Genomic DNA, 21,058 nt, shown 5'->3' with positions numbered 1-21,058 from the left:
TCAAAATCGTGAGTTGCAATAAAGGGTTTTATGTCAACTACAGTTTCGGCTCCGTTGATAATCTCATCTTACAAGTTCGTCGAGCAGTTACTGGCAGAAACACTTCAGGTCATTCCCTACTGCGCCGAACACGAGAACGTTTGGTCACCAAGGCTTTCAACTGTTCTACTCGAAGCATGTAGCCAGCTTGATTCTTTGTGGAAATTTGAGTTAAACCAAGACATGCCAGTTGAAAATACTCAAAGGACAATCGTTGACTATTACCAATATTTTGGCAGAAGAGTGGCGGGGCGCTGGCTGGTGTTATGGGTTGACAATGGTGAACGTATCCAGCCGTTTGAAGCATGGAATAGCGTAGCTGATTATTCTAAAGAGTCTTATCAGCCGCTCGAATGGTGGCGGGCCTACACAGACATCAAGCATGATCGGTATCTGAACCACTCCAAGGCAACTCTCAAAAATGCAGTTAATGCAGTTTCTGCCTTATTCATATCAATTGCGCATAGCCCAGCTTGCGCAGAAAGTTTGGCTCAAGAAGGGTTTATCCCATCGCCTTCCTCATATGATATGTCAGCTAAAGAATTGTTGGCTGATTACTCTGGTGTATCTGGTGTCGTTGCAGAAACAAAGCTATTTTCACATCCAATCGTTCCGGGAACTAAATCGCAGCCTGGCAAGCTGTTTGTCGTAACCAAAAGATATCACTCTGGTAGTTACAGGTTTAGAAACTGGTGTTCACAAAACGGTATAAGCTTCTATTGACCTAGCCAGTCTAATCCAACTGTTGCTTCCAGGGTACCGGATCTTCGCGCCGGCCCCTGAAGCCAGACGTTAGGGCCTATCAACGGGAGGCGCTGGAGCAGTGTGCGGAATAACTGGGTTCGAGGCAATTTAATGCGTCGGTTCAACATAACCTTTCCCGGAGGGACGCACGTGTTTAACTGTAAAATTGTTTTATTTGAGGTACTAATAAGGGGACAGGTACCAAATAGGAAGAAGGTAGATGCCAAGATCAGCCAGAGCTATAGCCGATAACTGCTTTTACCACCTGATCAATCGTGGGAACGGCAGGCAGCAGGTCTTTCACAAAGACGGGGACTACCAATCCTTCATTGATGTCTTGTTGGGGGCACGTCAGAGATATCGCGTTAAGGTGCTTGCCTGGTGCCTGATGCCGAATCATTTCCACCTACTCGTCCAACCAGAAGATGCAGCCCTGCTGACCAAATGGATGCAGTGGGTTATGACGACTCATGTTCGCCGCTATCACAAGCATTATGGTACCAGCGGGCATCTGTGGCAGGGTAGGTATAAGAGTTTCATCGTGCAGGACAACGAACACCTGTTAACGGCAGTGCGGTACATAGAGGGGAATCCAGTAAGGGCAATGTTGTCGCCCACGGCCGCCCAATGGCCTTGGGCATCACACGCAGTTCGCAATGCTACCTTGGAAGAGTCCCTGCCCGACCAGTTGCCAATCCCCTTACCCGAGGACTGGTCTGCTTTTGTGGACACACCACTCACCGACACAGAAATAGAGAAGATAAGGAACAGCGTTAATCGGCAGGCACCTTACGGATGCGAAAGTTGGAGAGACGAGATCTGTGCGAAAATGGGACTGGAATCCACTTTAAGACGAAGAGGATGGCAAAGGGGGCGGAAAAGGAAAGGGTAATTGGTGCCTGTCCCCTTATTGGTGTGTGAACCGCTCTTCCAGCTTCTCCTGCTAAGTGCGGTTTTCATGGTTATGACGTTCGTTGTATTCGTCGCCTATGGTTTTCTTGCTCATGCTTTCCGCAAAGCGGTTATCGAGTCGCCGCGAGTACAAACGTGGCTTCGTCGTGGTTTTGCCGCAACCTTTGTGGGCCTTGGCACAAGTCTGGCGCTTACTGAAAAATGACGCCCAACCCATCATTCAACACCGACTGGTGCAATAAAGCCGCGCCAGCCGGTTAATTCAAACATTAGATCATGACGGAGTCTATTCACAATCGTAAGGAAATTTCCACAATGGACATCCCACGAATATTCAACATTACCGAAAGTGCACACCGCATCCACAACCCGATCACACCCGAAAAGCTCGCCACTCTCGGCGCGGCGCTGCGCCTGGAATCGGGGGCCCTGGTGCTCGATCTCGGCAGCGGTTCGGGGGAGATGCTGTGTACCTGGGCACGCGATCACGGCATTATCGGCACCGGCATCGACATGAGCCAGTTGTTCACTGAGCAAGCGAAGCTCCGTGCCGATGAACTCGGCGTTGCCCATCAAGTCAAGTTCATCCATGGCGATGCTGCCGGCTATGTCTCGGACGAGAAGGCGAGTGTGGCGGCCTGTGTCGGTGCAACGTGGATCGGCGGGGGAGTCGCCGGCACTATCGAGCTTCTGGCGCGGAGCCTGCGCCCCGGCGGGATCATCCTCATCGGCGAGCCCTACTGGCGGCAGTTGCCGCCGACGGAAGACGTTGCCAGGGGGTGTCTTGCCAGCTCGATTTCCGACTTTCTCATGCTTCCGGAACTCCTCGCGTCCTTCGGCCACCTTGGCTATGACGTCGTTGAAATGGTTCTGGCTGACCAGGACGGCTGGGACAGATACGAAGCGGCCAAATGGCTCACCATGCGCCGATGGCTTGAAGCCAATCCCGACGACGAACTCGCGAAAGAGGTTCGAGCCCAACTGACCTCGGAACCGGAGCGCTACGCCGCTTACACGCGTGAATACCTGGGCTGGGGCGTGTTCGCCCTAATGTTGCGGTGATGGGGGGATGTGCCTAGCGACTCCGAAAATGGGGACAATCCCTTCACGTCTGACAACTTCACTCAAACCGCCGCCGTTTCGCGTCGCGGCTTTAATTCAGGAGTTAGAGCAGAGGAGATTGCATGAAACTGACCGGTAAAGCTTTAGGAGTTATTTTTGCGCTAGGCATTTTGCTGATGTTTGCTTCGAAATGCAGCCACTGACCCGGCAAACTTCACCGGATGGGGAATGGTAACCGGCCAGTTGAGAGGTCTTTCTCCCGGACATGAACCGTCTGCTTCGCATCATCCGCTACCTATGGGCGACGCCCGCAAGTACCGTGGGGCTTCTCCTGGCGGGTGCCGCTCTTTGCCTGGGTGCCACCTGCCGCGTGGTTGACGGGGTTGTTGAGGTTGCCGGTGGCCGATTCTCTCGCGTTTTCCCTCTTTTGCCCCGCTTTTTCCGCTTTGAGGCCATTACCTTCGGCCATGTGATCATCGGGATTGATCACTCCCTCCTTGCGCATCTGCGCACCCACGAGCACGTCCATGTCCGCCAGTACGAGCGGTGGGGCATCCTGTTCATCCCGCTTTACCTTGCCTCAAGCGCCCTGCAGCTGTTGCGGGGGCGGCATCCGTACCTCCATAACCGTTTCGAGCGCGAAGCGTTCGCCAAGTCGGAGACGCCTCCGGCAGGGCTGCACGCTGCTGCCGGGAAAACTGACGCCGACGCCTGAGGGCGTCAGCGCCAGGTGATGTCCAGGCGGTTTCGCCTCGGGGGGCGCAAGAAGTTCGTTGCGGGAAACCCGAGAAGGATGGTGTAGCCGGGCCGATGCCCTTCGGGGAGGTCCAATGCCTGCTGCAGAGGTTCCCACGATTCGGCGGCCATCTGGAAGAAGCCACTCAGGCAAGTGCCGATGCCGTGGGCCGGTGCCGCGATCTCCAGGTGGGCTGCGGCGATTATGGCATCGACGGCGGCAGTCGGGTGTTGACGGTCGGTGTAGGGGATGACCAGGTGGGGGGCGTTGCGGCAGATGGGGTCGTTCCCCTTCTGCCAGGAGCGGATCATCCCGGCGATGTTGAAGTTGCGGCTCAGGAGGGTGTCGCCGTCCTGCTGGGAGCGGAACCAGTCGACGGCCAGCGCCGTCAGTTGCCGCACCTGGGTGGTCTCGTGGATGACCAGCCACTTCACTCCCTGCCGGTTGCTGCCGCTGGGGGCGTAGCGGACCACGTCCAGGAGTGCCACGATGGCCTCCCGCGGAACCGGGTCGGGACGGAAACGGCGGATGGAGCGCCGCATCCGCAGGTAGGCGTCGAGTTCTTCGGCGTCGAGAAGTGTCTTTTGTGGCGGATAGGAAGCGGGGTCGAGGCGGGGGTCGTCCATTCTCAGGGCGCCGGTGGGGCATACCGCTTCGCAGTGGCCGCAGACGATGCAGCGGTCGGCGCCGGTGCCGGTAAAGCGCGGGAGGAGTTCCTTTCCCGGCAGTTCGAGGATGCGCATGGGACAGATGTCCACGCACACGCCGCAGCGGGTGCAGAGGGAGTTGCTTATGGTCAGATCCGGCATGGTTTAGTTCGTACCCGCGGCGGGTTCCGCACCGATGAGCCCCCGGAGCGTCTTCAGGTTCATGACGTCGAACTCGTCGTCGTCCCCCTTGGGGGTTTCGAGGATTTTCGGGATGTTCGCAAAGCTGGGGTCGTTCACCAGGGAACGGAACCCTTCGAGTCCCATGGCCCCCTGGCCGATGTGTTCGTGGCGGTCGACCCGGCAGTTGAGCCCCTTCTTGGAATCGTTGATATGGAAGCACTGGAGCCGGTCGATGCCGATGATCCGGTCGAAGTCGGCAAAGACCTGCTTGTACCCCTCCGGGGTGGTGATGTCGTAGCCGGCGGCGAAGGTGTGGCAGGTGTCGTAGCAGACGGCGAAGCGGTCGGGGTGGGCCGAGCCGTCCATGATGGCCCGCAGGTGCTCGAAGGTGTATCCCAGGTTCGTCCCCTGGCCCGCAGTGGTCTCCAGGAGGATTTTCCCGGTGAACTCGGGGACTGCGGGTATGAGGGCGTCGAAGGCTTCGCAGATGCGCCTGATGCCGGTCTCCTCGCCGTCCCCCACGTGGGCGCCGGGGTGCATGACGATCTTCGTGATGCCGAGGCGGGCGCAGCGCTCCATCTCCTCCCGGAAGGAGAGGAGGCTTTTGTCCCGGGTTTCTCCCGGAGGCGCCGCCAGGTTGATGAGGTAGATGTCGTGGCAGACGATCTCGTGGAGCCCCGATTCTTCCCACTTCTCCCGGAAGAGGGCCACGTCGGAATCGCTGGGGACTTTACCCCGCCACTGGTTGGAGTTCTGGGTGAAGATCTGGATGACGCCGCAGCCGACCTTCACCCCCCGGTCGGGGGCGTTGTGGAGGCCGCCGGCGATGGACATATGGGCGCCGAAGTAATCCATGAAAACCTTCCTTTCGGATTTAAATAACACGGAGAGACAGAGGACACGGAGGACGGCGACGTAAACCGAAGAAAACAACAGGGGAAATCAGGATATTCAGGAGGGATGACTTTTCAATGAACCGATCAAGAACACTTTTTCAATTTGTATCCTGATAATCCTGGATTTCCCCGGTAACCAAAATGATTGTAGTTTGCTCAGTGTTCTCCGTATCTCTGTGTTATTCAAACGAGCTTTTCTCTGATCTGTTCTATCCGCTCCGCATACTCCCCATCACTGAGTGCCACCTCCCCGTGGGGCTCGCTCCAGATGGGGCGGGGCCAGAGGGGGTCGGCGGCGAAGCGGGGGACCAGGTGCCAGTGCATGTGGGGGACCATGTTGCCAAGCAGTTCGTAGTTCATTTTAGCTGGCTTGAAGAGAGTGTAAAGGGCCTCGGCCACGGCGGTTACCTCTTCCATGATCTCCTGGCGGATGGCGCGATCCAGGTGGAACAGCTCGGTGACGTGCTCTTTGGTGAAGACGAAGGTGTAGCCGGGGAAGAACTGGTCGCGGTTCAGCATGACGAGGGTGTGATCCAGCTCGGCGATGCGCAGGGCCGGTTCATCGTGCCACTTGGTGCACATGGGGCAGGGGGACATGGATACCTCCAAGGACGAAGGGCCAAAGGGAGCCGGGACTGACCCCCGATCCGCCTTTGGCCCTTTGTACGGTTGTGTCAGGCGGTATTACAGCTTCGCCAGGTCGATCTCGCCGGAGAATACTTCCGTTGCCGGTCCGGTCATGTAGAGGAAGCCGTCGTCGGACCACTCCAGTTCCAGGTCGCCGCCGGAGAGGTGGTTGAGGATCTTCTTTTCGGTGAGGCCGTTCAGCGCCCCTGCCACGCAGACGGCGCTGGCGCCGGTGCCGCAGGCCAGGGTTTCGCCGGCGCCCCGTTCCCAGGTCCGCTGGCGCACTTCGGTGCGGGAGATGATCTGGACGAATTCCACGTTGGTGCGGCGGGGAAACATCTCGTGGTTCTCGATGAGGGGCCCGTATTTTTCCACCTGGAAGTTTTCCACGTCGTCCACGAAGATGACGCAGTGGGGATTCCCCATGGAAACACAGGTGATGTTGAAGGTGGTGTGGAGGATGTTGAGGGGCTGGTTGACGATCTGCACGTCGGCGGGCTCGCCGATCATGGGAATCTCTGCCCGCTTCAGGCGGGGGACCCCCATGTTGACCCGCACCTTCTCGACTTTCCCGTCGGCGCCGGGGACGAGTTGCAGCGTCAGGATGCCGGCGCCGGTCTCGGCGGTGATCTCGGTCTTGGAGACGATGCCGTGGTCGTAGGCGTACTTGGCCACGCAGCGGATGCCGTTGCCGCACATCTCCGACTCGGAGCCGTCGGAGTTGAACATCCGCATCCGGACGTCGGCCTTGTCGGAGGGCATTATGAGAATGAGGCCGTCGGAGCCGATGCCGAAGTTGCGGTTGGAAACCTTGATGGCCACCTGCTCGGGATTATCGACCTGCTCCTCGAAGCAGTTCACGTAGACGTAGTCGTTGCCGGCGCCGTGCATTTTGGTGAATTTCATGGAAGTTCCCCTCGTTATTGAAGAAAGTGAATCTGTATCCCGGTAGAAATACCAGAAACAACCGCTGCCAACAAGGAAAAATCCGGCGTCCTTGACCGCGTCGTGCATTCTTGAGTATGATGCGTATAAATTTTCGTATGGAGGCAAGTTCCCATGGAACTCAAAAACAAGATATGGATGACCGGCAACCTCGATTGGTTCGCCTATGTGGGAGAGGAGGAGATGTTTCTCGGCAGGCGCGAGGTTCCGTCCCCCCTCGATGAGGGTGATGCGTGGGTCAACGAGATCGGCGACAGCTTCAAGGTGGAAGAGGGCGAAATAAAATATCTCGGCAGGGTGGAGCCTCCCCAGAAGTTCTGGTGATTCCGGCGTAGCGGCCCGTTGATAATTGCCGGCCCCATGGTATCCTTCTCGCATATTGTTTTTGTTTCGGTAAGGAGGTGTACCATGGGGTGACCAGGCCCGCATTCGCAGTCCTGGCAATCTTGTCGCTTCTGTCGGCAGCCGCGGAACCCGGCTGCGCGGAAACGGCTGATCATCACGGCTTCACGGTCGAGTTGCGCGCCAGCGTCGAAGATTGTGTCGTATGCCATGACGGAAGCATTGCAAAAAATGTTGTTTACTGCCTCAAGGACTGCTCCATCATGACCCCCCACGCCGTCAAACACCGCTATCCGCCCACCGGACGCGAAGCGGCATACCGCCCTGTCGCCTCACTTCAGGAGGCCGGTATCGAGCTTGTGGACGGGATGGTCGCCTGCGTTTCCTGCCACAATCTCGCTAAACAATCCCCCTACCATCTCGCGGTCGGCATTGCCGCCAGCGGGCTATGCCTGACCTGTCACATCCAGTGACCTCATCTGTTCTTCCCTGTTTGCAACGTATTTTCGCCGCTCAATGACAGTTCGTGTTGTGCGGAAATGTTCTCTGGCCATGTTTATATTCTTGACGGCACAAGTAGGGGAACATATAGTTAGGTAAAACAGTGAAGGAGGATGATGTGAAGCTATCCACCAAAAGCCGCTACGGTCTGCGGGCAATCTTTGATATAGCGTACAATGCGGGAAATCTTCCGGCTCAGGTTCAGGATATTTCCCGGCGCCAGGGAATCTCCCCCAGATATCTTGAGCAGATATTTCAGGGTCTGAAACGGGCGGGAATCCTCAAGAGCAAACGTGGTCCCCAGGGGGGGTACTGCCTCGCCAAAAAGCCGGAGGATATCACGGTGGCCGAGGTGCTTGTCGCCACCGAGCGGGACATCAACCTGGTGGAGTGTGCCGGGAAGCGGCAAAAAAAGTCCGATTGCTGTTTTAACGGCAGCTGTGTAACCCAGGATCTCTGGTGCGAAGCGAGCAACCAGCTCCTCACGTATTTTTCGGGAATCACGGTGAAGGATATGTGCGACCGCGGCCAGGCGAAGGGGATAAAACGCGAGCAGGATCATCGCTTTATGTACTTTATTTGAGACAGAGGAGGCAGTGATGCCGTTACTTGATAGCGATAAGGTGATCGAGCAGATTGGCAATACGCCGCTCTTGCGGCTTTCGGGGCTTGAAACTCCCGGTTCTGCCGCCGTCTACGGCAAAGCTGAATTCTTCAACCCGGGTGGAAGCGTGAAGGATCGCATTAGCCTGGCGATGATAGAGGCTGCCGAGCGCGACGGGGCGCTTAAGCCGGGGATGACCGTGGTGGAGCCCACCAGCGGCAATACCGGAATCGGCCTCTCCATGATCTGCGCCGTCAAGGGGTACAAACTCGTTCTCACCATGCCCGACACCATGAGCGTGGAGCGGCGGAGGCTCCTGGCCGCCTACGGGGCCGAACTCGTCCTTACTCCCGGCTCCCAGGGAATGCGCGGGGCTGTCCAGATGGCCGATGAACTGGCTTCCAAGCCGGGGCACGTGATCATGCAGCAGTTCGAGAATGCGGCTAACCCGGAAGCCCATCGGCAAACCACCGGTCCGGAGATTGTCCGCTCCCTGGCGGGGCAGAGCATCGACGGCTTTGTGGCCGGTGTCGGCACCGGCGGCACCATTACCGGCGTCGGCGAGGTGCTGAAGGCGCACAGCGCGGCAGTCCATATCGTGGCGGTGGAGCCCGCCGATTCTCCCATCCTTTCCGGAGGGCAGCCCGGACCCCACAAGATTCAGGGGATCGGAGCAGGTTTCGTTCCGGAGGTTCTCAATACTAAAATCTACGACGAGATCATCCGGGTAACCAACGAAGATGCCTATGCAACCGCCCGGCAACTGGCCAGGACCGAGGGGGTGCTCGTGGGGATATCGTCGGGCGCCAATGTTTTTGCGGCCCTCAAGGTGGCGAAAAAGCTCGGTCCGGGAAAGAACGTAGTGACGATTCTGTGCGACACCGGAGAGCGGTATCTTTCAACGGGCGTTTTCGATTAGGCGTCCGATTTACAACATTAAGATAATGAGGGATTGCGGCAGGGGCGAAGCATGTTTTTATTGCTTCGCCCCTGCCGTGTCCGGATATTTTTTGTCTCACAGGTGATTAATGAGCGAAGCTTACGAGAAATACGAAACTCTAAAAACAATCCTCCAGGAGATGGGATCGGTGCTGGTTGCCTTTTCCGGCGGGGTGGACTCCACATTTCTCCTGAGGGTGGCCCACGATCTTCTGGGCGAGAAGGCCGCGGCCTTTACCGCCACCTCCCCCACCTATCCCGAGACGGAGTTCTTCGAGTCTGTGGCCCTGGCCCGGGAAATCGGGGCAAAACAGGTGGTGGTGGAGTCCAATGAGCTGGATATCCCCGGTTTTGCCGAGAATCCCCGCAACCGCTGCTACCATTGCAAAAAGGCGCTCTTTCAGCTGGCCGGCGAGAAAGCCGCTGAGCTGGGGCTCGCCTGGATGGCTGACGGGAGCAATGTGGATGATCTCGCCGATTACAGGCCCGGCCGCCAGGCGATCCAGGAGCTCGGGGTCCGGAGCCCCCTGCTGGAGGCGGGGCTCGGCAAGGATGACATCCGGCTTCTCTCGCGGGAGTTGGGGCTGCCCACGTGGAACAAGCAGCCCTTCGCCTGTTTGTCGAGCCGCTTTCCCTACGGCACCGAAATCACGCCGGAGCGGCTCCGTCAGGTGGGGTGCTGCGAGGAATTCCTGAAGAGAGAGGGCTTTACAACGTATCGGGTCCGCTACCACGGCGAGACGGCCCGCATAGAGCTGGGCGAAACAGAGATGCCGAAACTCCTCGACCCGGAGATGCGGCGCAAGATTGCGACTGTCTTTAAAGGGGCGGGGTTTACCTATGTGGCGCTGGATCTGGAGGGGTACCGCACGGGAAGCATGAATCTGGGGACCGGGGACCAGGGACCAGGGACCGGGAAAAGCTTTTGATTCTTACCGGTCCCCGGTCCCCGATCCCTGGTCCCGGCTTTATTTCACTTCCACGTTGATCTGTTTCGGCTTGGTTTCTTCGCGGCGGGGGAGGGTGATGGTCAGGATTCCCTTGTCGCAGACGGCCTTAACGGTTTCGCGGTCGATGGTGGTGGGGAGCGAGAAGCTCCTCTGGAATGAACCGTAGTACCGCTCCACACGATGGTAGTTCTCTTTTTTCACTTCCTGGTCGTGCTTGCGCTCTCCGCGGATGGTGAGGGTGTTGTCCTCGATCCGGACATCGATGTCTTTCTGGTCGATGCCGGGGAGTTCGGCCTTGATCACGACGCCGTTCTCATCTTCAAATATGTCGACCGGCGGTTGCCAGACCCCTTCCCGCAGCTCTTCGCCGCTCTCTTTGCTCCATGCCATGTCCAGAAGCCGGTTCATCTGCTCCTGCAGGGTTCTGAGATCTCCAAATGGGTTGTACTTGACGATTGCCATGTTCATGTACCTCCTGTGGTGCGTTTACCCACAACATAATCACTCATTTGCCACAGTCAAGGGGGGAAGAGCCGTTGACCGTCTCTTCCCCCCGCGTGCTGCATTTGCACTATTGCAGTCTCAGGCCGTCAGACCCGCTTTCCCTTGGGCACGCTGTGCTTGAGCTTCTTGGAGCCGTCGTAGAGGTTATCCTTGATGACCCCCCGCCGTTCCTTCAGGTCCCTTTTGTCGTAGTCGGTGGTAAGGGTAATTTCCGCGTCTTCAGCCAGTTCTTCGATTATGTCCGTTTTCTTTTCCGTCATACCGAACACCTCGTCTTTATTGGCTCGCCGTGGAGGGCGGGCCGGTTGGTTGCCTGACCGATTTTCCCTTGTCAACACCTCCTCTCGCTGATATGACATGAATAGTACCATGCCGATGGCGGAATGCAACTGGCGTAAAAGTAAAATTTTGCAACAGTTTTAATGGTTTATGGTCGCGGGAGGCGCTCGCGGCCAAGGCCCGCCCTGGCTGCTGTCCGGGTAAATCCATCAACGAGGTTCCCTGTGCCCATATATAAAGTGGTTGAGGTAAATACCGTAACCGAAGATGTTCTGGAAGAGGTTCTCAACGAGTGGACCGCCAAGGGGTGGCGCTTCGACGGGATGCAGTTCGCCATGCGCGATGCGAGCCGGCGCCCCGCCATGGCCTTCGTCTTCTTCACGCGGGAAGAGCGGGAGGTGGCGCCGTGACCGGAAAGCAGACCCTCTACCTCATTGACGGCTCATCCTATATCTACCGGGCCTATTACGCCATCCGGCACCTGTCGTCCCCCAAGGGGTTCCCCACCAATGCCCTTTACGGTTTCACCCAGATGCTCCTCAAGGTCATCAAGGACCGCCGTCCCGGCCATATCGCCGTGGTCTTCGACGTGGGGCGCACCACCTTCCGCACCGATCTCTACCCCGACTACAAGGCCAACCGCTCCGCCATGCCCGATGACCTGGTCCCCCAGATCGCTCCCATCAAGGATATGGTCCGGGCGTTCAATATCCCGGCGTTGGAGCTGGCGGGGTACGAGGCCGACGACATCATCGGCACCATTGCCCGCCAGTGCGAAGAGCGGGGGATGGAGGCGGTGGTGGTCACCGGCGACAAGGACCTGATGCAGATCGTGACCGATCGGGTTACGCTTCTGGACACCATGAAGGACAAGGTCTCCGGCATTCCCGAGGTGCAGGAGCGCTTCGGCGTCGGCCCGGAAGGGGTGATCGACATCCTGGGGCTTGCGGGCGACACCTCCGACAACATCCCCGGCGTCCCAGGCATCGGCGAGAAGACCGCCATCAAACTGATCCAGGAGTTCGGCTCCCTGGACGCGCTGCTGGAACGGGCCGGCGAAGTGAAGGGGAAGACGGGCGAGAAACTCCGGGAGTTCGCCGACCAGGCCCGCCTCTCGCGGCAGCTGGCCACCATCGTGCGGGACGTGCCGATGGAGTTCGACTTCGCGGCCTTCGCCGCCTCTTCCCCCGACAACCGGCGCCTGGCCGAGCTCTTCAAGGAGTACGGCTTCACCACCCTCATGAAGGAGCTGACCAGCGAGGCGACCCTCTCCACCGAACAGTACCGGACGATTTCCACGGAGGAGGAGTTCCAGGCGCTCCTGGCAGATTTGAAGGCCGCCGGCACCGTTGCCGTGGACCTGGAGACCACGAGCCTCAATCCCCTGGAGGCGGAGATCGTTGGCATTTCCCTGAGCTGCCGGGACCACGAGGCGTGCTACATCCCGGTGGGGCACTTCTACCTGGGAGCGCCGGAGCAGCTCCCCCGCCAGCGGGTGCTGGATGCCCTGCGCCCCCTCCTCACCGACCCGAAAATCCGCAAGGTGGGGCAGAACCTGAAGTACGACTACCAGGTCTTCCGCTGTAACGGCATCAAGCCGTCAGGAGTCTGGTGCGACACCATGGTCGCCTCCTACCTCCTGAACCCGGTCCGCTCCGGCCACGGCCTCGACTCCCTTTCCGTGGAGCACCTGGACCACAAGATGATCTCCTACGAAGAGGTGGCGGGGAAGGGAAAGGAGCAGGTGAACTTCGCCCAGGTGCCGGTGGAGAAGGCTTCCACCTATTCCTGCGAGGATTCGGACGCCGCGTGGCTTCTCCATCGGCTCTTCCTGCCGCGGGTGGCGGATATGGGGATGGAGCGTCTCTTCTTTGATGTGGAGATGCCGCTTGTTCAAATCTTGGCCGAGATGGAGCTGGCCGGGGTGAAGCTGGACCTGGAGCTTCTCGGGGAACTCTCCGCCGGGTTCGGCAAACAACTGGCTGAACTGGAGGGGATGGTCATGGGGCTGGCGCCGGAGCCGTTCAACATCAATTCCCCCAAACAGCTGGGGGAAATGCTCTTCGAGAAGCTGAAGCTCCCCACCGGCAAGAAGACCAAGACCAAGACCGGCTGGTCCACCAACGTGGAGGAGTTGGAGCGCCTGGCCGAGGCGGGCCATGGGATCGCCTCCGCCATCCTCCAGTACCGGGGGCTCGCGAAGCTGAAATCCACCTACACCGACGCCCTCCCCAAGCTGGTGCAGCCGGTAACCGGGCGGGTCCACACCTCCTACAACCAGACCGTCACCAACACCGGGCGCCTCTCCTCGTCGGAGCCGAACCTCCAGAACATACCGGTCCGGACCGAGGAGGGGCGGCGGATCCGCCGTGCCTTCATCGCCGAAGAGGGGCATCTGCTTCTCTCCGCCGACTACTCCCAGATCGAGCTCCGGGTTCTGGCCCACATGTCGGGGGACCGGGTCTTCTGCGACGCCTTCGCCCGGGACGAGGACATCCACACCCGCACCGCCGCCGAGGTCTTCGGCCTCTTTCCCGAGATGGTGACCCCGGAGATGCGGCGCCAGGCCAAGGCCATCAACTTCGGGGTCATCTACGGCCAGGGGGCCTTCAGCCTCGCCAGGCAGCTCGGCATCGCCACCAAGGTGGCCAAGGAATTCATCGATAACTACTTCGCCCGCCACCCAGGCGCCCGGGCTTTCCTGGACGGCTGCGTGCGGGAAGCGGAGGAGAATGGGTACGTGACGACCCTTCTGGGACGGCGGCTCCCGATCCCGGACATCACTAGCAGCAACGGCAACATCCGGGCCTTTGCCCAGCGCAACGCCGTAAACTATCCCATCCAGGGCTCTGCCGCCGACATCATCAAGGAGGCCATGGTGAAGGCGACGGCGCGGATGAAGCGCGAAGGGATGCGGAGCCGTCTCATCATGCAGGTCCACGACGAACTGGTCTTCGAGGTGCCGAAAGACGAGGTGGTGGCCATGGAGCAGCTGGTCGAGCACGAGATGGAGCACGCCGTGGCGCTGCGTGTTCCCCTGAAGGTCGATATCAGCCACGGCAGCAACTGGAGCGAGGCCCACTGAATATATGCCGGGCATCCAACCCGGGGCAGCGGCGAAACAGGTGATTCTTGTTTCGTCCCGATGACGACAGATCCGGCCGTGCTTTTATAGACGTCGCTAATTAACAATATATGCATAGAATTGTGTGCATTTTTCGTGCTACTGTTTACAATCTTATACTAATACTACCGAGAGTTTGCCCCCGGTCGCCACGGGGGAGGGGAGGCAGCGATGGGGAGTGACATTCTGCAGGAGATCCTTGAATCGTGCCTGTATCTGGAGAAGAAGGCCGCCGGCATCTTCAGGGCCTTTGCCTCCCATGCCCTTCAGGATGACGCCCGGCGTTTCTGGGACACCGTGGCCTCTGAAACCAACCATCACAGCGCCCTCTGCGAGCGCCTCAACGCCCCTCTTGCCGATGGCGCTGCCGTGCCCCTGGTCATCTACAAGCCTGCCGAAACCCGTGAAGAGCTTGAGATGATCGGCAAAAACCTCGACGAGCAGTTCGAGCTCTACCAGGCATCCCCCACTCCCGAGGCGGCTTGTCTCCTGGGATTCCGGATCCAGCTCTATCTCCTCCACCCGGCGTTCGCCAGCCTCTGCCGCATGACAAAGGACGTTACCGGCGAGGATGTCAATGACATGGGCTATGGCCGCTATCTGCGCAGTTTCATCGACGGTATCGGCACCTGCGGCATGGCCACGGCAGAAACCGAGCTTCTCGGTGAGGCCCTCTTCCGCCTCTGGAACGAGGCACGGCAACTGGCGACCCAATCCCATGTGGATGCCCTGACCGGGCTCCTTACCCGAGCCGGCTTCTTCAAGGCGGCTTCCGCCATGGCTTACTCGGCCCAACGCAGCGGCACCAATGCCGCCATCATGCTTATCGATATCGATTACTTCAAGCTGTTGGGTGAAAATTACGGCCACCAGACCGGCGACCGGGTGCTTCAGGTGGTGGCTGACACGATCATGTCTCACCTGCGGCGTTCAGACCTGGTGGGGCGGTACGACGGGGACGAGTTCATCGTCTATCTCTCGCCGGTCGAACCGGCTTCCCTTAAGGCCGTGGCCGAGAACCTGCGGATGCAGGTGGAGGAGGCCAGCTCCCGGATTGTTCCGGTAACCATAAGCATCGGCGTCGCCCAGGGAACCTTCGGTTCCGATGTGGACAAGTCCCTGGAGGAGTTGGTCCGCAAGGCCGACGAGTGCCAGATGCAGGCCAAGTACACCGGCAAGAACAGGGTCATCATGAAGTAACACCCTTCCGGTCAATTTATCTCCCGCTTGCGCTGAATCAAAATCGGGGCATACTTCCCCTGTGAAGCAGATTAATCACAGGGAGGTGCCCCATGCGTTCCATCCTCGTCTCCATCCTTTCTCTATCGCTCATCTTATCCGCATCCCCAAGCCGAGCCGGCTTCCTGGATGATCTCACGCGCCAGGCGGCGCCGCTCCTCCAAGGGGGGATGGGGAGCAGCCTGGACGATTCCACCATCATCAAGGGGCTCAAGGAAGCCCTGGCCACCGGCACCGAGCGGGCCGTGAACGAGGTGGCGAAGCCGGACGGCTATTTCGGCAACTCCCTCATCAAGATCATGCTCCCCGGCAAGGTCCAGAAAGCGGCCGATCTTCTGGGGACAGTCGGATACCAGAAACAGGTGGACGATTTCGTGCTGAGCATGAACCGTGCGGCGGAGAAGGCAGCGCCCCAGGCGGCGAGCTACTTCGGCGACGCCATCCGGGAGATGACCGTGGATGATGCCCGGGGGCTTTTGAACGGCGGCGACCGGGCCGCCACTGACTTTTTCGAGAAGAAGACCCGCACCAAACTCTACAATGCTTTCAAGCCGACGGTGGGAAATACCATGGGAGAGGTGGGGACGGTAAAGGCTTTCCAGGATATGGTCGGGAAATATCAGGCGCTCCCCCTTGCCGCCTTCGGGGGAAAACCGTCCCTGGACCTGGATGATTACGTGACCAACAAGGCGCTGGACGGTCTCTTTACCATGGTCGCCGCGGAAGAGAAGAAGATCCGGACCAACCCGGCGGCCCGGACCACGGATTTGCTGAAGACGGTGTTCGGCAAGTAGCGGGTCAGGATAGTTTGTAGGAGACCATAACCCCGTCGCGAAGGGGGAGGATGGTGGTGAAAAAGTCCTCGCGGCCGGCCATGAAGTCGTTGAACTCACGGATGCCGCCAGTGTCGGGATCATCCTCTCCTTCCACAACCTTGCCGTACCACAGGACGTTGTCCGCGATTACCAGGGCGTTCTTTGCCAGGTGCGGGATCATTGCTTCAATGGCCTCCCGGTACTGGTGTTTGTCGATGTCGATGAAGAGGATGTCGATGTCGTGGTATTCGCGGGCGATATCCAGGGCATTGCCGACCCGGAAATCCAGTCGGTCGGCAAGACCGCTTTCCTGGAACCGGGAGCGGGCAAAGGCGATGTTCGTTGCGGAATAGTCGGTCATGACCACCTTGCCGGTGATGCTGATGGCCCGGGCGAACCACCAGGCGGAATAGCCGAAGCCCGACCCCATCTCCACCACGAGTTGCGGCTGCCTGAGCCGGGTCAGCAGGTACAGGAACCGCCCCACCAGCCGGTCCACAATGGGAAAGTCCGATTCCTTCGCCCGGCGCTCCATGCTGAGAATAACCGGATCATCCTCGGGTGCGAGCCCATTCAGGTACTCTTCGATACGGGTATCGGTTATGGGAATCATCGTTCGCATCTCCTCCGGCGGTACTGTTTCCCCTTAATCGACTTAAGTCTAACACTTTCGGCAGTGTGCGCAATTTCGCCCGCCGGAAAAGGCTAAACTGCCTGTTGACTTCCTCATTCCCCCGGTCTTTAATGATTCAATGAATGATGTGCATGAAACCAGAGCGGTGTCCCAGGGTAAAGCCACGGCCATGCTCATCCTCACCACGGTCATGTGGGGGGGGAGCTTTCTCTTCACCAAGATCGGGATGCGGGAAATTCCCCCGCTCCAGTTCTACTTCTTCCGCTTCGCCCTGGCGGCGTTTCTGATGGGGGTTATCTGCATTCCCCGGTTAACTCGCCTGAACCGTGACACCGTCAGGCGCGGGGCGCTGGTGGGGCTCGCGCTGGCGTCGGCGAACCTCATGTTCGTCCTGGGGGTATCCGGCACCACCATCTCCCGGGCCGGCTACCTCAACAACCTCTTTGTGCTCTTCGTACCCCTGCTGTCGTTTCTCTTCTGGCGCGAACGGCTCGACCGGATAACCGCCGGCGGCATCGCCGTAGCCCTTGTCGGCCTCTGGTTCCTGGCCAGCGGCGGGGCCGAGGGGTTCAACCGGGGCGACCTCCTCTCCACCATCTGCGCAGTCTTCATCGCCGGGCAGATTATTGCGGTATCCCGTGTCCTGCGGGACGATGACGTCTATCTGGTCACCTTCGTGCAGTTCGCCACCGTGGCCCTGGTGGGGGCTCTGGTTACCATGGTCATGCCGTGGCCCCCGTTCACCATGGGGGCTTCCGGAGCCTGGTCCCTGGTTTACTGCGCCATCTTCCCCACGATTATCTGCTTCACGCTGCAGAATGCGTTTCAGCGCTACACAACCCCCACCAGGGCCGGGCTCATCTATACCCTCGACCCCATCTGGAGCATGCTGGCCGGGGTATTCATCCTGGGGGAACGCCTCACCCCCCAGGAACTCGCCGGCTGCATGCTGATACTCCTGGCCGTGGCGGGGCCGCTTGCGTTGAGGCTCTACCTGGAGCAGCGCCGCCGACGCCTCTACCGTCTCGATGACGCGGGGCAGGTGTAGCCATGGCCACCCCTGCCTTTGCCGTCAGCGAAGAGAAGAACCGCTGGCTCCGGGAGAAAATGGCGGAACTGGGGGTGGCCGAGGCCGACCTGGAGGAGACCTTCGTCCGGTCCTCCGGCGCGGGCGGCCAGCACGTGAACAAAACCGCCACCTGCGTGCAGATAAAGCACCGCCCCACGGGGATCGAGGTGAAGTGCATGAAGGACCGGAGCCAGTCGGTGAACCGGTTCCTGGCCCGGCGGGAGATCCTGGAGCGTGTTGAGCGGTTGCAGAAGGGGGAGAGCTTCCGGGACCCCAAGGTTGAGAAGCTGAAAAAGCAGAAGGCGCGGCGGAAACGGCGCGCCGGCGGGAAGTACGAGAAGGAATAACACCAACGACCGATTCATACCACGGAGACACGGAGGGCACGGAGAACTTCAAAATCTGAAAAACTCTTTTAAGGGTTTAAAACCCTAAGAAAAGTTTTTCTCCGTGTTCTCCGTGTCTCCGTGGTGAAAAAAGATTTTATCGCATTAAAGGATAATGAATGATACGACCCGAAACCCTCCGCACCCTCGAATTCGACAAGATCCTCGCGGCCATTGCCGTCTATGGCCACAGCACCGCCACCGCCGGGGAGATTGCCCATATCAGCCCCATGGACGACCGTGCTGCCATAACCCGGCGCTTCGGCCAGGTGGACGAGATCCGGCGCATGTCCCAGCTGGGGATCGCCATCCCCCTCTCTTCCTTCGAGGACATTACGGCGCTTCTGGACGCGGTGCGCCCCGAGGGGGCGGTTCTCGACCCCACGGAGCTGGTGGTCCTCTTTCCGTTGCTCCGGACCATGACCGCCATTGCCAAGCAGCTCGCCTACCGGTCCGACATCCCGCTCCTGAGGGAGCTGGCGGGCCATATGACCGGTTTTCCCGACATCCTGGACGAGCTGGAGGTTTCCCTCGACAGCGAGGGGGAGATCCTCGACTCCGCCTCGCCGCTCCTCTTCGACCTGCGCAAGAAAAAGCGCTCCCTCACGGAGCGGATCCGGCGGCGGCTGAGTGAAATAGTCCGGGAGACCGGCGTCACCACCTTCCTCCAGGACGACTTCATCACCCAGCGGGGTGGGCGGTGGGTGATCCCGGTCCGGATGGACTCCAAGGGGATGGTCCCCGGCGTGGTGCACGACGTCTCCAACTCCGGCGAGACCGCCTTCATGGAGCCCCTGGAGATCATCGGCCTCGCCAACGAGCTGGAGAACCTGGTGGCCGAGGAGAAGGCGGAGATGATCCGCATCGTCCGGACCATCTGCCGGATGATCCGTCGGGAGGCCGACGAAATGGCGGAGCAGTTCCGGACCCTGGTCCGGCTGGACCTCCTGAATGCCGTAGCTGCCTTTGCCGATTCCCTCGGCGCCGAGACCCCCGAGATCAACGATGAGCGCTTCATCCGGGTGAGCGGCGGGCGCCATCCCCTCCTGGCCCTCATGGCCCGGCAGTGGGGGACCGGCACGGTGGTGCCCCTTGATCTGTCACTGGGTACGAATTTCCCCTCTCCCACCAGGGGAGAGGGAGCGTTTCCCCCTCCCTCGATGGGAGGGGGTGAGGGGGAGGGAGTTGATTCGGTCATGGTCATCACCGGCCCCAATGCCGGCGGCAAGACCATCGCCCTCAAGACCACCGGCCTCCTTCACCTCATGGCCCTGGCGGGGATTGCGGTACCGGCGGCCTCCACCTCGTCGTTTCCTATCATCTCCGGCCTCCTGGTGGATATCGGCGACGAGCAGTCCATCGAACAGAGCCTCTCCACCTTTTCGGCCCATGTTGCCAACATCGCGGGGATTCTCGAACGGGCTGACGACCGGACCGTGGTCCTCCTGGACGAACTGGGGACCGGCACCGAGCCGGTCCAGGGGGCGGCCATTTCCTGCGCCGTTCTGGCCGACCTCCAGGAGAAGGGTGCCCGGATCATCGCCACCACCCACCTCACCGACATCATCGGCTTCGTCCACAAGCGGGAGGGGATGGTGAACGCTTCCATGGAGTTCGACCGCGCCACCCTCACCCCCCTCTATCGCCTCAAGAAAGGGGAGCCGGGACAGTCCCACGCCCTGGAGATCGCCCGCCGCTACGGCCTCCCCGACCGGGTGGTGGACTTTGCCACCGGTATGCTCTCCCGGATGGAGACCGAGTTCCACGAGCTCCTGGCCGAGCTGAAGGACCAGCGCCGCCGCCATGAGGAGGCCCTGGCCGAGGCGGAGCGGCTGCGGCGGGATGCCGAAGAGAAGGCCCGCAGCGCCCGGGAGCGCCTGGCCGAAGCCGAGGCCAAGCGGCGGGAGGCGGTGGAAAAGGCCTTCCAGGAGGCAAAGGAGATCGTGCGGGGCGCCCGGCGGGAGGTGAACGCCATCATCGAAGAGGCCCGGAAGGAGAAGAGCCGCGAGGCGAGGAAGAAGATCGACGAGGCCGAGGCCGCCGTGGAGGCGAAGCTGCAGGAGTTCCATCCCGAGGAGCGCCTTCCCCTGGATGCCGTCAACGAGGGGGACACGGTCCACGTGAAGCGCCTGGGCCACGACGTGACCGTCCTTGCCGTGGACCGCAAGGCCGGCACCCTCAAGGTCCGGGCCGGCACCTTCGAACTGGCGGTGGATGCCGCCGACGTGGCCCCGCCGAGGGAAAAGGGGGCGAAAAAACCCAAGGCCAGGGCCGCCGCCAAGATCGCCACTCCGTCCATGGAGTCCGCGCCCCACGAACTGAACCTCATCGGCCTGCGGGTGGACGAGGCCCTGGGGCGGCTGGAGCCGTTCCTGAACCACGCATCCCTGGAAGGGTACGGCGAGGTGCGGATCGTCCACGGCAAGGGGACCGGTGCCCTCATGCGGGGAGTCCGGGAGTATCTGGACGGCCACCCACTGGTGCGGGAGTTCCGCCCCGGCGAGCCCTTCGAAGGGGGGGAGGGGGCCACTGTGGTGTTGCTAAGGTAGGGAAAAGTCTGCTTGACGTTTAACGCTGCGCGTTATACTCTTTTGCTATGATCAAGACCTTCCGCTGCAAGGACACCCAGGCATTGTTCGAGGGCAAAAGCCCGCGCCGCTTCAAGGCGTTCGCTACGGTTGCCGAGCGAAAGCTGCAAATGCTCGACGATGCCCATGCGCCCGAAGATCTCCGATCCCCGCCGGGCAACCGTCTGGAAGCCCTGCGCGGCGACCGCAAAGGACAGTGGAGTATCCGAATCAACGATCAGTGGCGCCTCTGTTTTCGCCTCGAGGATGGCAACGCCTTTGATGTCGAGATCGTGGATTACCATTGAGGAGAT

At 60.0% G+C, this 21,058-nt stretch carries 25 protein-coding genes; 18 read left to right on the top strand and 7 right to left on the bottom strand.

The genetic code is table 11. The features are described from left to right. Window positions 1-30 precede the first annotated feature (30 nt). The 5 genes from JZM60_RS03035 (at window position 31) to JZM60_RS03015 (ending at window position 3,472) form a co-directional block, all read left to right on the top strand. Window positions 31-762 carry a hypothetical protein gene (locus tag JZM60_RS03035; protein WP_207164052.1) on the top strand — a complete coding sequence of 244 codons (732 nt, stop codon included), beginning with the start codon at window positions 31-33 and terminating at the stop codon, window positions 760-762. Between the two features lie 241 nt (window positions 763-1,003). Next, complete coding sequence (locus tag JZM60_RS03030; RefSeq protein WP_207164051.1) at window positions 1,004-1,675, top strand: transposase; 672 nt, start codon at window positions 1,004-1,006, stop codon at window positions 1,673-1,675. A 66-nt stretch (window positions 1,676-1,741) separates the two neighbouring features. Beyond that, window positions 1,742-1,900: a hypothetical protein gene (locus JZM60_RS03025; protein ID WP_241426355.1), complete on the top strand. Its 159-nt coding sequence runs from the start codon at window positions 1,742-1,744 to the stop codon at window positions 1,898-1,900. Window positions 1,901-2,010: 110 nt separating this feature from the next. Further along, a complete protein-coding gene (locus JZM60_RS03020) occupies window positions 2,011-2,757 on the top strand; it encodes an SAM-dependent methyltransferase (RefSeq protein WP_207164050.1) in 747 nt (248 codons plus the stop codon). A 265-nt stretch (window positions 2,758-3,022) separates the two neighbouring features. Beyond that, window positions 3,023-3,472: a hypothetical protein gene (locus tag JZM60_RS03015; RefSeq protein ID WP_207164049.1), complete on the top strand. Its 450-nt coding sequence runs from the start codon at window positions 3,023-3,025 to the stop codon at window positions 3,470-3,472. A 5-nt stretch (window positions 3,473-3,477) separates the two neighbouring features. On the opposite strand, the gene JZM60_RS03010 is transcribed toward JZM60_RS03015, so the two are convergent. The 4 genes from JZM60_RS03010 to dapF form a co-directional block, all read right to left on the bottom strand. Then, a complete protein-coding gene (locus tag JZM60_RS03010) occupies window positions 3,478-4,302 on the bottom strand; it encodes a nitroreductase family protein (RefSeq protein WP_207164048.1) in 825 nt (274 codons plus the stop codon). A 3-nt stretch (window positions 4,303-4,305) separates the two neighbouring features. Beyond that, window positions 4,306-5,178, bottom strand: a complete 873-nt coding sequence (locus JZM60_RS03005) for a deoxyribonuclease IV (RefSeq protein WP_207164047.1) — start codon at window positions 5,176-5,178, stop codon at window positions 4,306-4,308. Between the two features lie 224 nt (window positions 5,179-5,402). Then, window positions 5,403-5,816 carry an HIT family protein gene (locus JZM60_RS03000; protein ID WP_207164046.1) on the bottom strand — a complete coding sequence of 138 codons (414 nt, stop codon included), beginning with the start codon at window positions 5,814-5,816 and terminating at the stop codon, window positions 5,403-5,405. Between the two features lie 87 nt (window positions 5,817-5,903). Continuing rightward, window positions 5,904-6,752 carry a diaminopimelate epimerase gene (gene dapF / locus JZM60_RS02995; RefSeq protein ID WP_207164045.1) on the bottom strand — a complete coding sequence of 283 codons (849 nt, stop codon included), beginning with the start codon at window positions 6,750-6,752 and terminating at the stop codon, window positions 5,904-5,906. Between the two features lie 153 nt (window positions 6,753-6,905). Here dapF and JZM60_RS02990 point away from each other — a divergent pair, with 153 nt between their 5' ends. The 5 genes from JZM60_RS02990 (at window position 6,906) to larE (ending at window position 10,106) form a co-directional block, all read left to right on the top strand. Continuing rightward, window positions 6,906-7,115: a hypothetical protein gene (locus JZM60_RS02990; protein ID WP_207164044.1), complete on the top strand. Its 210-nt coding sequence runs from the start codon at window positions 6,906-6,908 to the stop codon at window positions 7,113-7,115. Window positions 7,116-7,204: 89 nt separating this feature from the next. After that, window positions 7,205-7,606, top strand: coding sequence for a cytochrome C (locus JZM60_RS02985; RefSeq protein WP_207164043.1), 402 nt, complete (start codon window positions 7,205-7,207; stop codon window positions 7,604-7,606). Window positions 7,607-7,752: 146 nt separating this feature from the next. Beyond that, a complete protein-coding gene (locus JZM60_RS02980; protein WP_207164042.1) occupies window positions 7,753-8,217 on the top strand; it encodes an RrF2 family transcriptional regulator in 465 nt (154 codons plus the stop codon). 16 nt (window positions 8,218-8,233) lie between these two features. Further along, window positions 8,234-9,157 (top strand): cysteine synthase A, encoded by a 924-nt coding sequence (cysK, locus tag JZM60_RS02975; protein WP_207164041.1) that lies wholly within the window; start codon window positions 8,234-8,236, stop codon window positions 9,155-9,157. A gap of 109 nt (window positions 9,158-9,266) precedes the next feature. Continuing rightward, window positions 9,267-10,106 carry an ATP-dependent sacrificial sulfur transferase LarE gene (larE, locus tag JZM60_RS02970; protein WP_207164040.1) on the top strand — a complete coding sequence of 280 codons (840 nt, stop codon included), beginning with the start codon at window positions 9,267-9,269 and terminating at the stop codon, window positions 10,104-10,106. Between the two features lie 39 nt (window positions 10,107-10,145). Here larE and JZM60_RS02965 read toward each other — a convergent pair whose 3' ends face one another. Together JZM60_RS02965 and JZM60_RS02960 are read right to left on the bottom strand one after the other, a co-directional pair. Next, window positions 10,146-10,589, bottom strand: a complete 444-nt coding sequence (locus JZM60_RS02965) for an Hsp20/alpha crystallin family protein (RefSeq protein WP_207164039.1) — start codon at window positions 10,587-10,589, stop codon at window positions 10,146-10,148. Between the two features lie 128 nt (window positions 10,590-10,717). Further along, entirely contained in the window at window positions 10,718-10,891 is a 174-nt protein-coding gene (locus tag JZM60_RS02960; protein ID WP_207164038.1) for a hypothetical protein, read from the bottom strand. Between the two features lie 243 nt (window positions 10,892-11,134). On the opposite strand from JZM60_RS02960, the gene JZM60_RS02955 reads away from it, so the two are divergent. The 4 genes from JZM60_RS02955 to JZM60_RS02940 all read left to right on the top strand — a co-directional run bounded on the left by JZM60_RS02955 (window position 11,135) and on the right by JZM60_RS02940 (window position 16,067). Next, window positions 11,135-11,320, top strand: a complete 186-nt coding sequence (locus JZM60_RS02955) for a DUF4177 domain-containing protein (protein WP_207164037.1) — start codon at window positions 11,135-11,137, stop codon at window positions 11,318-11,320. Beyond that, complete coding sequence (polA, locus tag JZM60_RS02950; protein ID WP_207164036.1) at window positions 11,317-13,995, top strand: DNA polymerase I; 2,679 nt, start codon at window positions 11,317-11,319, stop codon at window positions 13,993-13,995. The genes JZM60_RS02955 and polA overlap by 4 nt, the downstream gene beginning before the upstream one ends. 210 nt (window positions 13,996-14,205) lie before the next feature. Continuing rightward, complete coding sequence (locus tag JZM60_RS02945; RefSeq protein WP_207164035.1) at window positions 14,206-15,234, top strand: GGDEF domain-containing protein; 1,029 nt, start codon at window positions 14,206-14,208, stop codon at window positions 15,232-15,234. 92 nt (window positions 15,235-15,326) lie between these two features. Then, window positions 15,327-16,067, top strand: coding sequence for a DUF4197 domain-containing protein (locus JZM60_RS02940; protein ID WP_207164034.1), 741 nt, complete (start codon window positions 15,327-15,329; stop codon window positions 16,065-16,067). Window positions 16,068-16,071: 4 nt separating this feature from the next. On the opposite strand, the gene JZM60_RS02935 is transcribed toward JZM60_RS02940, so the two are convergent. Then, complete coding sequence (locus JZM60_RS02935) at window positions 16,072-16,701, bottom strand: O-methyltransferase (RefSeq protein WP_207164033.1); 630 nt, start codon at window positions 16,699-16,701, stop codon at window positions 16,072-16,074. Window positions 16,702-16,840: 139 nt separating this feature from the next. On the opposite strand from JZM60_RS02935, the gene JZM60_RS02930 reads away from it, so the two are divergent. The 4 genes from JZM60_RS02930 to JZM60_RS02915 all read left to right on the top strand — a co-directional run bounded on the left by JZM60_RS02930 (window position 16,841) and on the right by JZM60_RS02915 (window position 21,052). After that, complete coding sequence (locus tag JZM60_RS02930; RefSeq protein WP_207164032.1) at window positions 16,841-17,770, top strand: DMT family transporter; 930 nt, start codon at window positions 16,841-16,843, stop codon at window positions 17,768-17,770. Between the two features lie 2 nt (window positions 17,771-17,772). Continuing rightward, window positions 17,773-18,138: a peptide chain release factor family protein gene (locus tag JZM60_RS02925; RefSeq protein ID WP_207164031.1), complete on the top strand. Its 366-nt coding sequence runs from the start codon at window positions 17,773-17,775 to the stop codon at window positions 18,136-18,138. Between the two features lie 158 nt (window positions 18,139-18,296). Continuing rightward, window positions 18,297-20,726: an endonuclease MutS2 gene (locus tag JZM60_RS02920; RefSeq protein WP_207164030.1), complete on the top strand. Its 2,430-nt coding sequence runs from the start codon at window positions 18,297-18,299 to the stop codon at window positions 20,724-20,726. A gap of 47 nt (window positions 20,727-20,773) precedes the next feature. Next, on the top strand, window positions 20,774-21,052 hold the full coding sequence (locus tag JZM60_RS02915; RefSeq protein WP_207164029.1) for a type II toxin-antitoxin system RelE/ParE family toxin: 279 nt from the start codon (window positions 20,774-20,776) through the stop codon (window positions 21,050-21,052). Window positions 21,053-21,058: the final 6 nt, after the last annotated feature.

The sequence above is a fragment of the Geobacter benzoatilyticus genome (assembly GCF_017338855.1).
GTDB classification, from domain to species: domain Bacteria; phylum Desulfobacterota; class Desulfuromonadia; order Geobacterales; family Geobacteraceae; genus Geobacter; species Geobacter benzoatilyticus.
This window is presented reverse-complemented; position numbering and strand designations above follow the sequence as displayed.

What these genes read in the sequence shown, in the direction of transcription:
- JZM60_RS02945 (WP_207164035.1), top strand. Translation starts at nt 14,206, where the DNA reads ATGGGGAGTGACATTCTGCAGGAGATCCTTGAATCGTGCCTGTATCTG.
- JZM60_RS02915 (WP_207164029.1), top strand. Translation starts at nt 20,774, where the DNA reads ATGATCAAGACCTTCCGCTGCAAGGACACCCAGGCATTGTTCGAGGGC.
- JZM60_RS02990 (WP_207164044.1), top strand. Translation starts at nt 6,906, where the DNA reads ATGGAACTCAAAAACAAGATATGGATGACCGGCAACCTCGATTGGTTC.
- JZM60_RS02960 (WP_207164038.1), bottom strand. Translation starts at nt 10,891, where the DNA reads ATGACGGAAAAGAAAACGGACATAATCGAAGAACTGGCTGAAGACGCG.
- JZM60_RS03035 (WP_207164052.1), top strand. Translation starts at nt 31, where the DNA reads ATGTCAACTACAGTTTCGGCTCCGTTGATAATCTCATCTTACAAGTTC.
- cysK (WP_207164041.1), top strand. Translation starts at nt 8,234, where the DNA reads ATGCCGTTACTTGATAGCGATAAGGTGATCGAGCAGATTGGCAATACG.
- JZM60_RS02920 (WP_207164030.1), top strand. Translation starts at nt 18,297, where the DNA reads ATGATACGACCCGAAACCCTCCGCACCCTCGAATTCGACAAGATCCTC.
- JZM60_RS02940 (WP_207164034.1), top strand. Translation starts at nt 15,327, where the DNA reads ATGCGTTCCATCCTCGTCTCCATCCTTTCTCTATCGCTCATCTTATCC.
- larE (WP_207164040.1), top strand. Translation starts at nt 9,267, where the DNA reads ATGAGCGAAGCTTACGAGAAATACGAAACTCTAAAAACAATCCTCCAG.
- JZM60_RS03020 (WP_207164050.1), top strand. Translation starts at nt 2,011, where the DNA reads ATGGACATCCCACGAATATTCAACATTACCGAAAGTGCACACCGCATC.
- JZM60_RS02930 (WP_207164032.1), top strand. Translation starts at nt 16,841, where the DNA reads ATGAATGATGTGCATGAAACCAGAGCGGTGTCCCAGGGTAAAGCCACG.
- JZM60_RS03005 (WP_207164047.1), bottom strand. Translation starts at nt 5,178, where the DNA reads ATGGATTACTTCGGCGCCCATATGTCCATCGCCGGCGGCCTCCACAAC.
- JZM60_RS02965 (WP_207164039.1), bottom strand. Translation starts at nt 10,589, where the DNA reads ATGGCAATCGTCAAGTACAACCCATTTGGAGATCTCAGAACCCTGCAG.
- JZM60_RS03030 (WP_207164051.1), top strand. Translation starts at nt 1,004, where the DNA reads ATGCCAAGATCAGCCAGAGCTATAGCCGATAACTGCTTTTACCACCTG.
- JZM60_RS02935 (WP_207164033.1), bottom strand. Translation starts at nt 16,701, where the DNA reads ATGATTCCCATAACCGATACCCGTATCGAAGAGTACCTGAATGGGCTC.
- JZM60_RS02925 (WP_207164031.1), top strand. Translation starts at nt 17,773, where the DNA reads ATGGCCACCCCTGCCTTTGCCGTCAGCGAAGAGAAGAACCGCTGGCTC.
- dapF (WP_207164045.1), bottom strand. Translation starts at nt 6,752, where the DNA reads ATGAAATTCACCAAAATGCACGGCGCCGGCAACGACTACGTCTACGTG.
- JZM60_RS03025 (WP_241426355.1), top strand. Translation starts at nt 1,742, where the DNA reads ATGGTTATGACGTTCGTTGTATTCGTCGCCTATGGTTTTCTTGCTCAT.
- JZM60_RS03000 (WP_207164046.1), bottom strand. Translation starts at nt 5,816, where the DNA reads ATGTCCCCCTGCCCCATGTGCACCAAGTGGCACGATGAACCGGCCCTG.
- JZM60_RS03010 (WP_207164048.1), bottom strand. Translation starts at nt 4,302, where the DNA reads ATGCCGGATCTGACCATAAGCAACTCCCTCTGCACCCGCTGCGGCGTG.
- JZM60_RS03015 (WP_207164049.1), top strand. Translation starts at nt 3,023, where the DNA reads ATGAACCGTCTGCTTCGCATCATCCGCTACCTATGGGCGACGCCCGCA.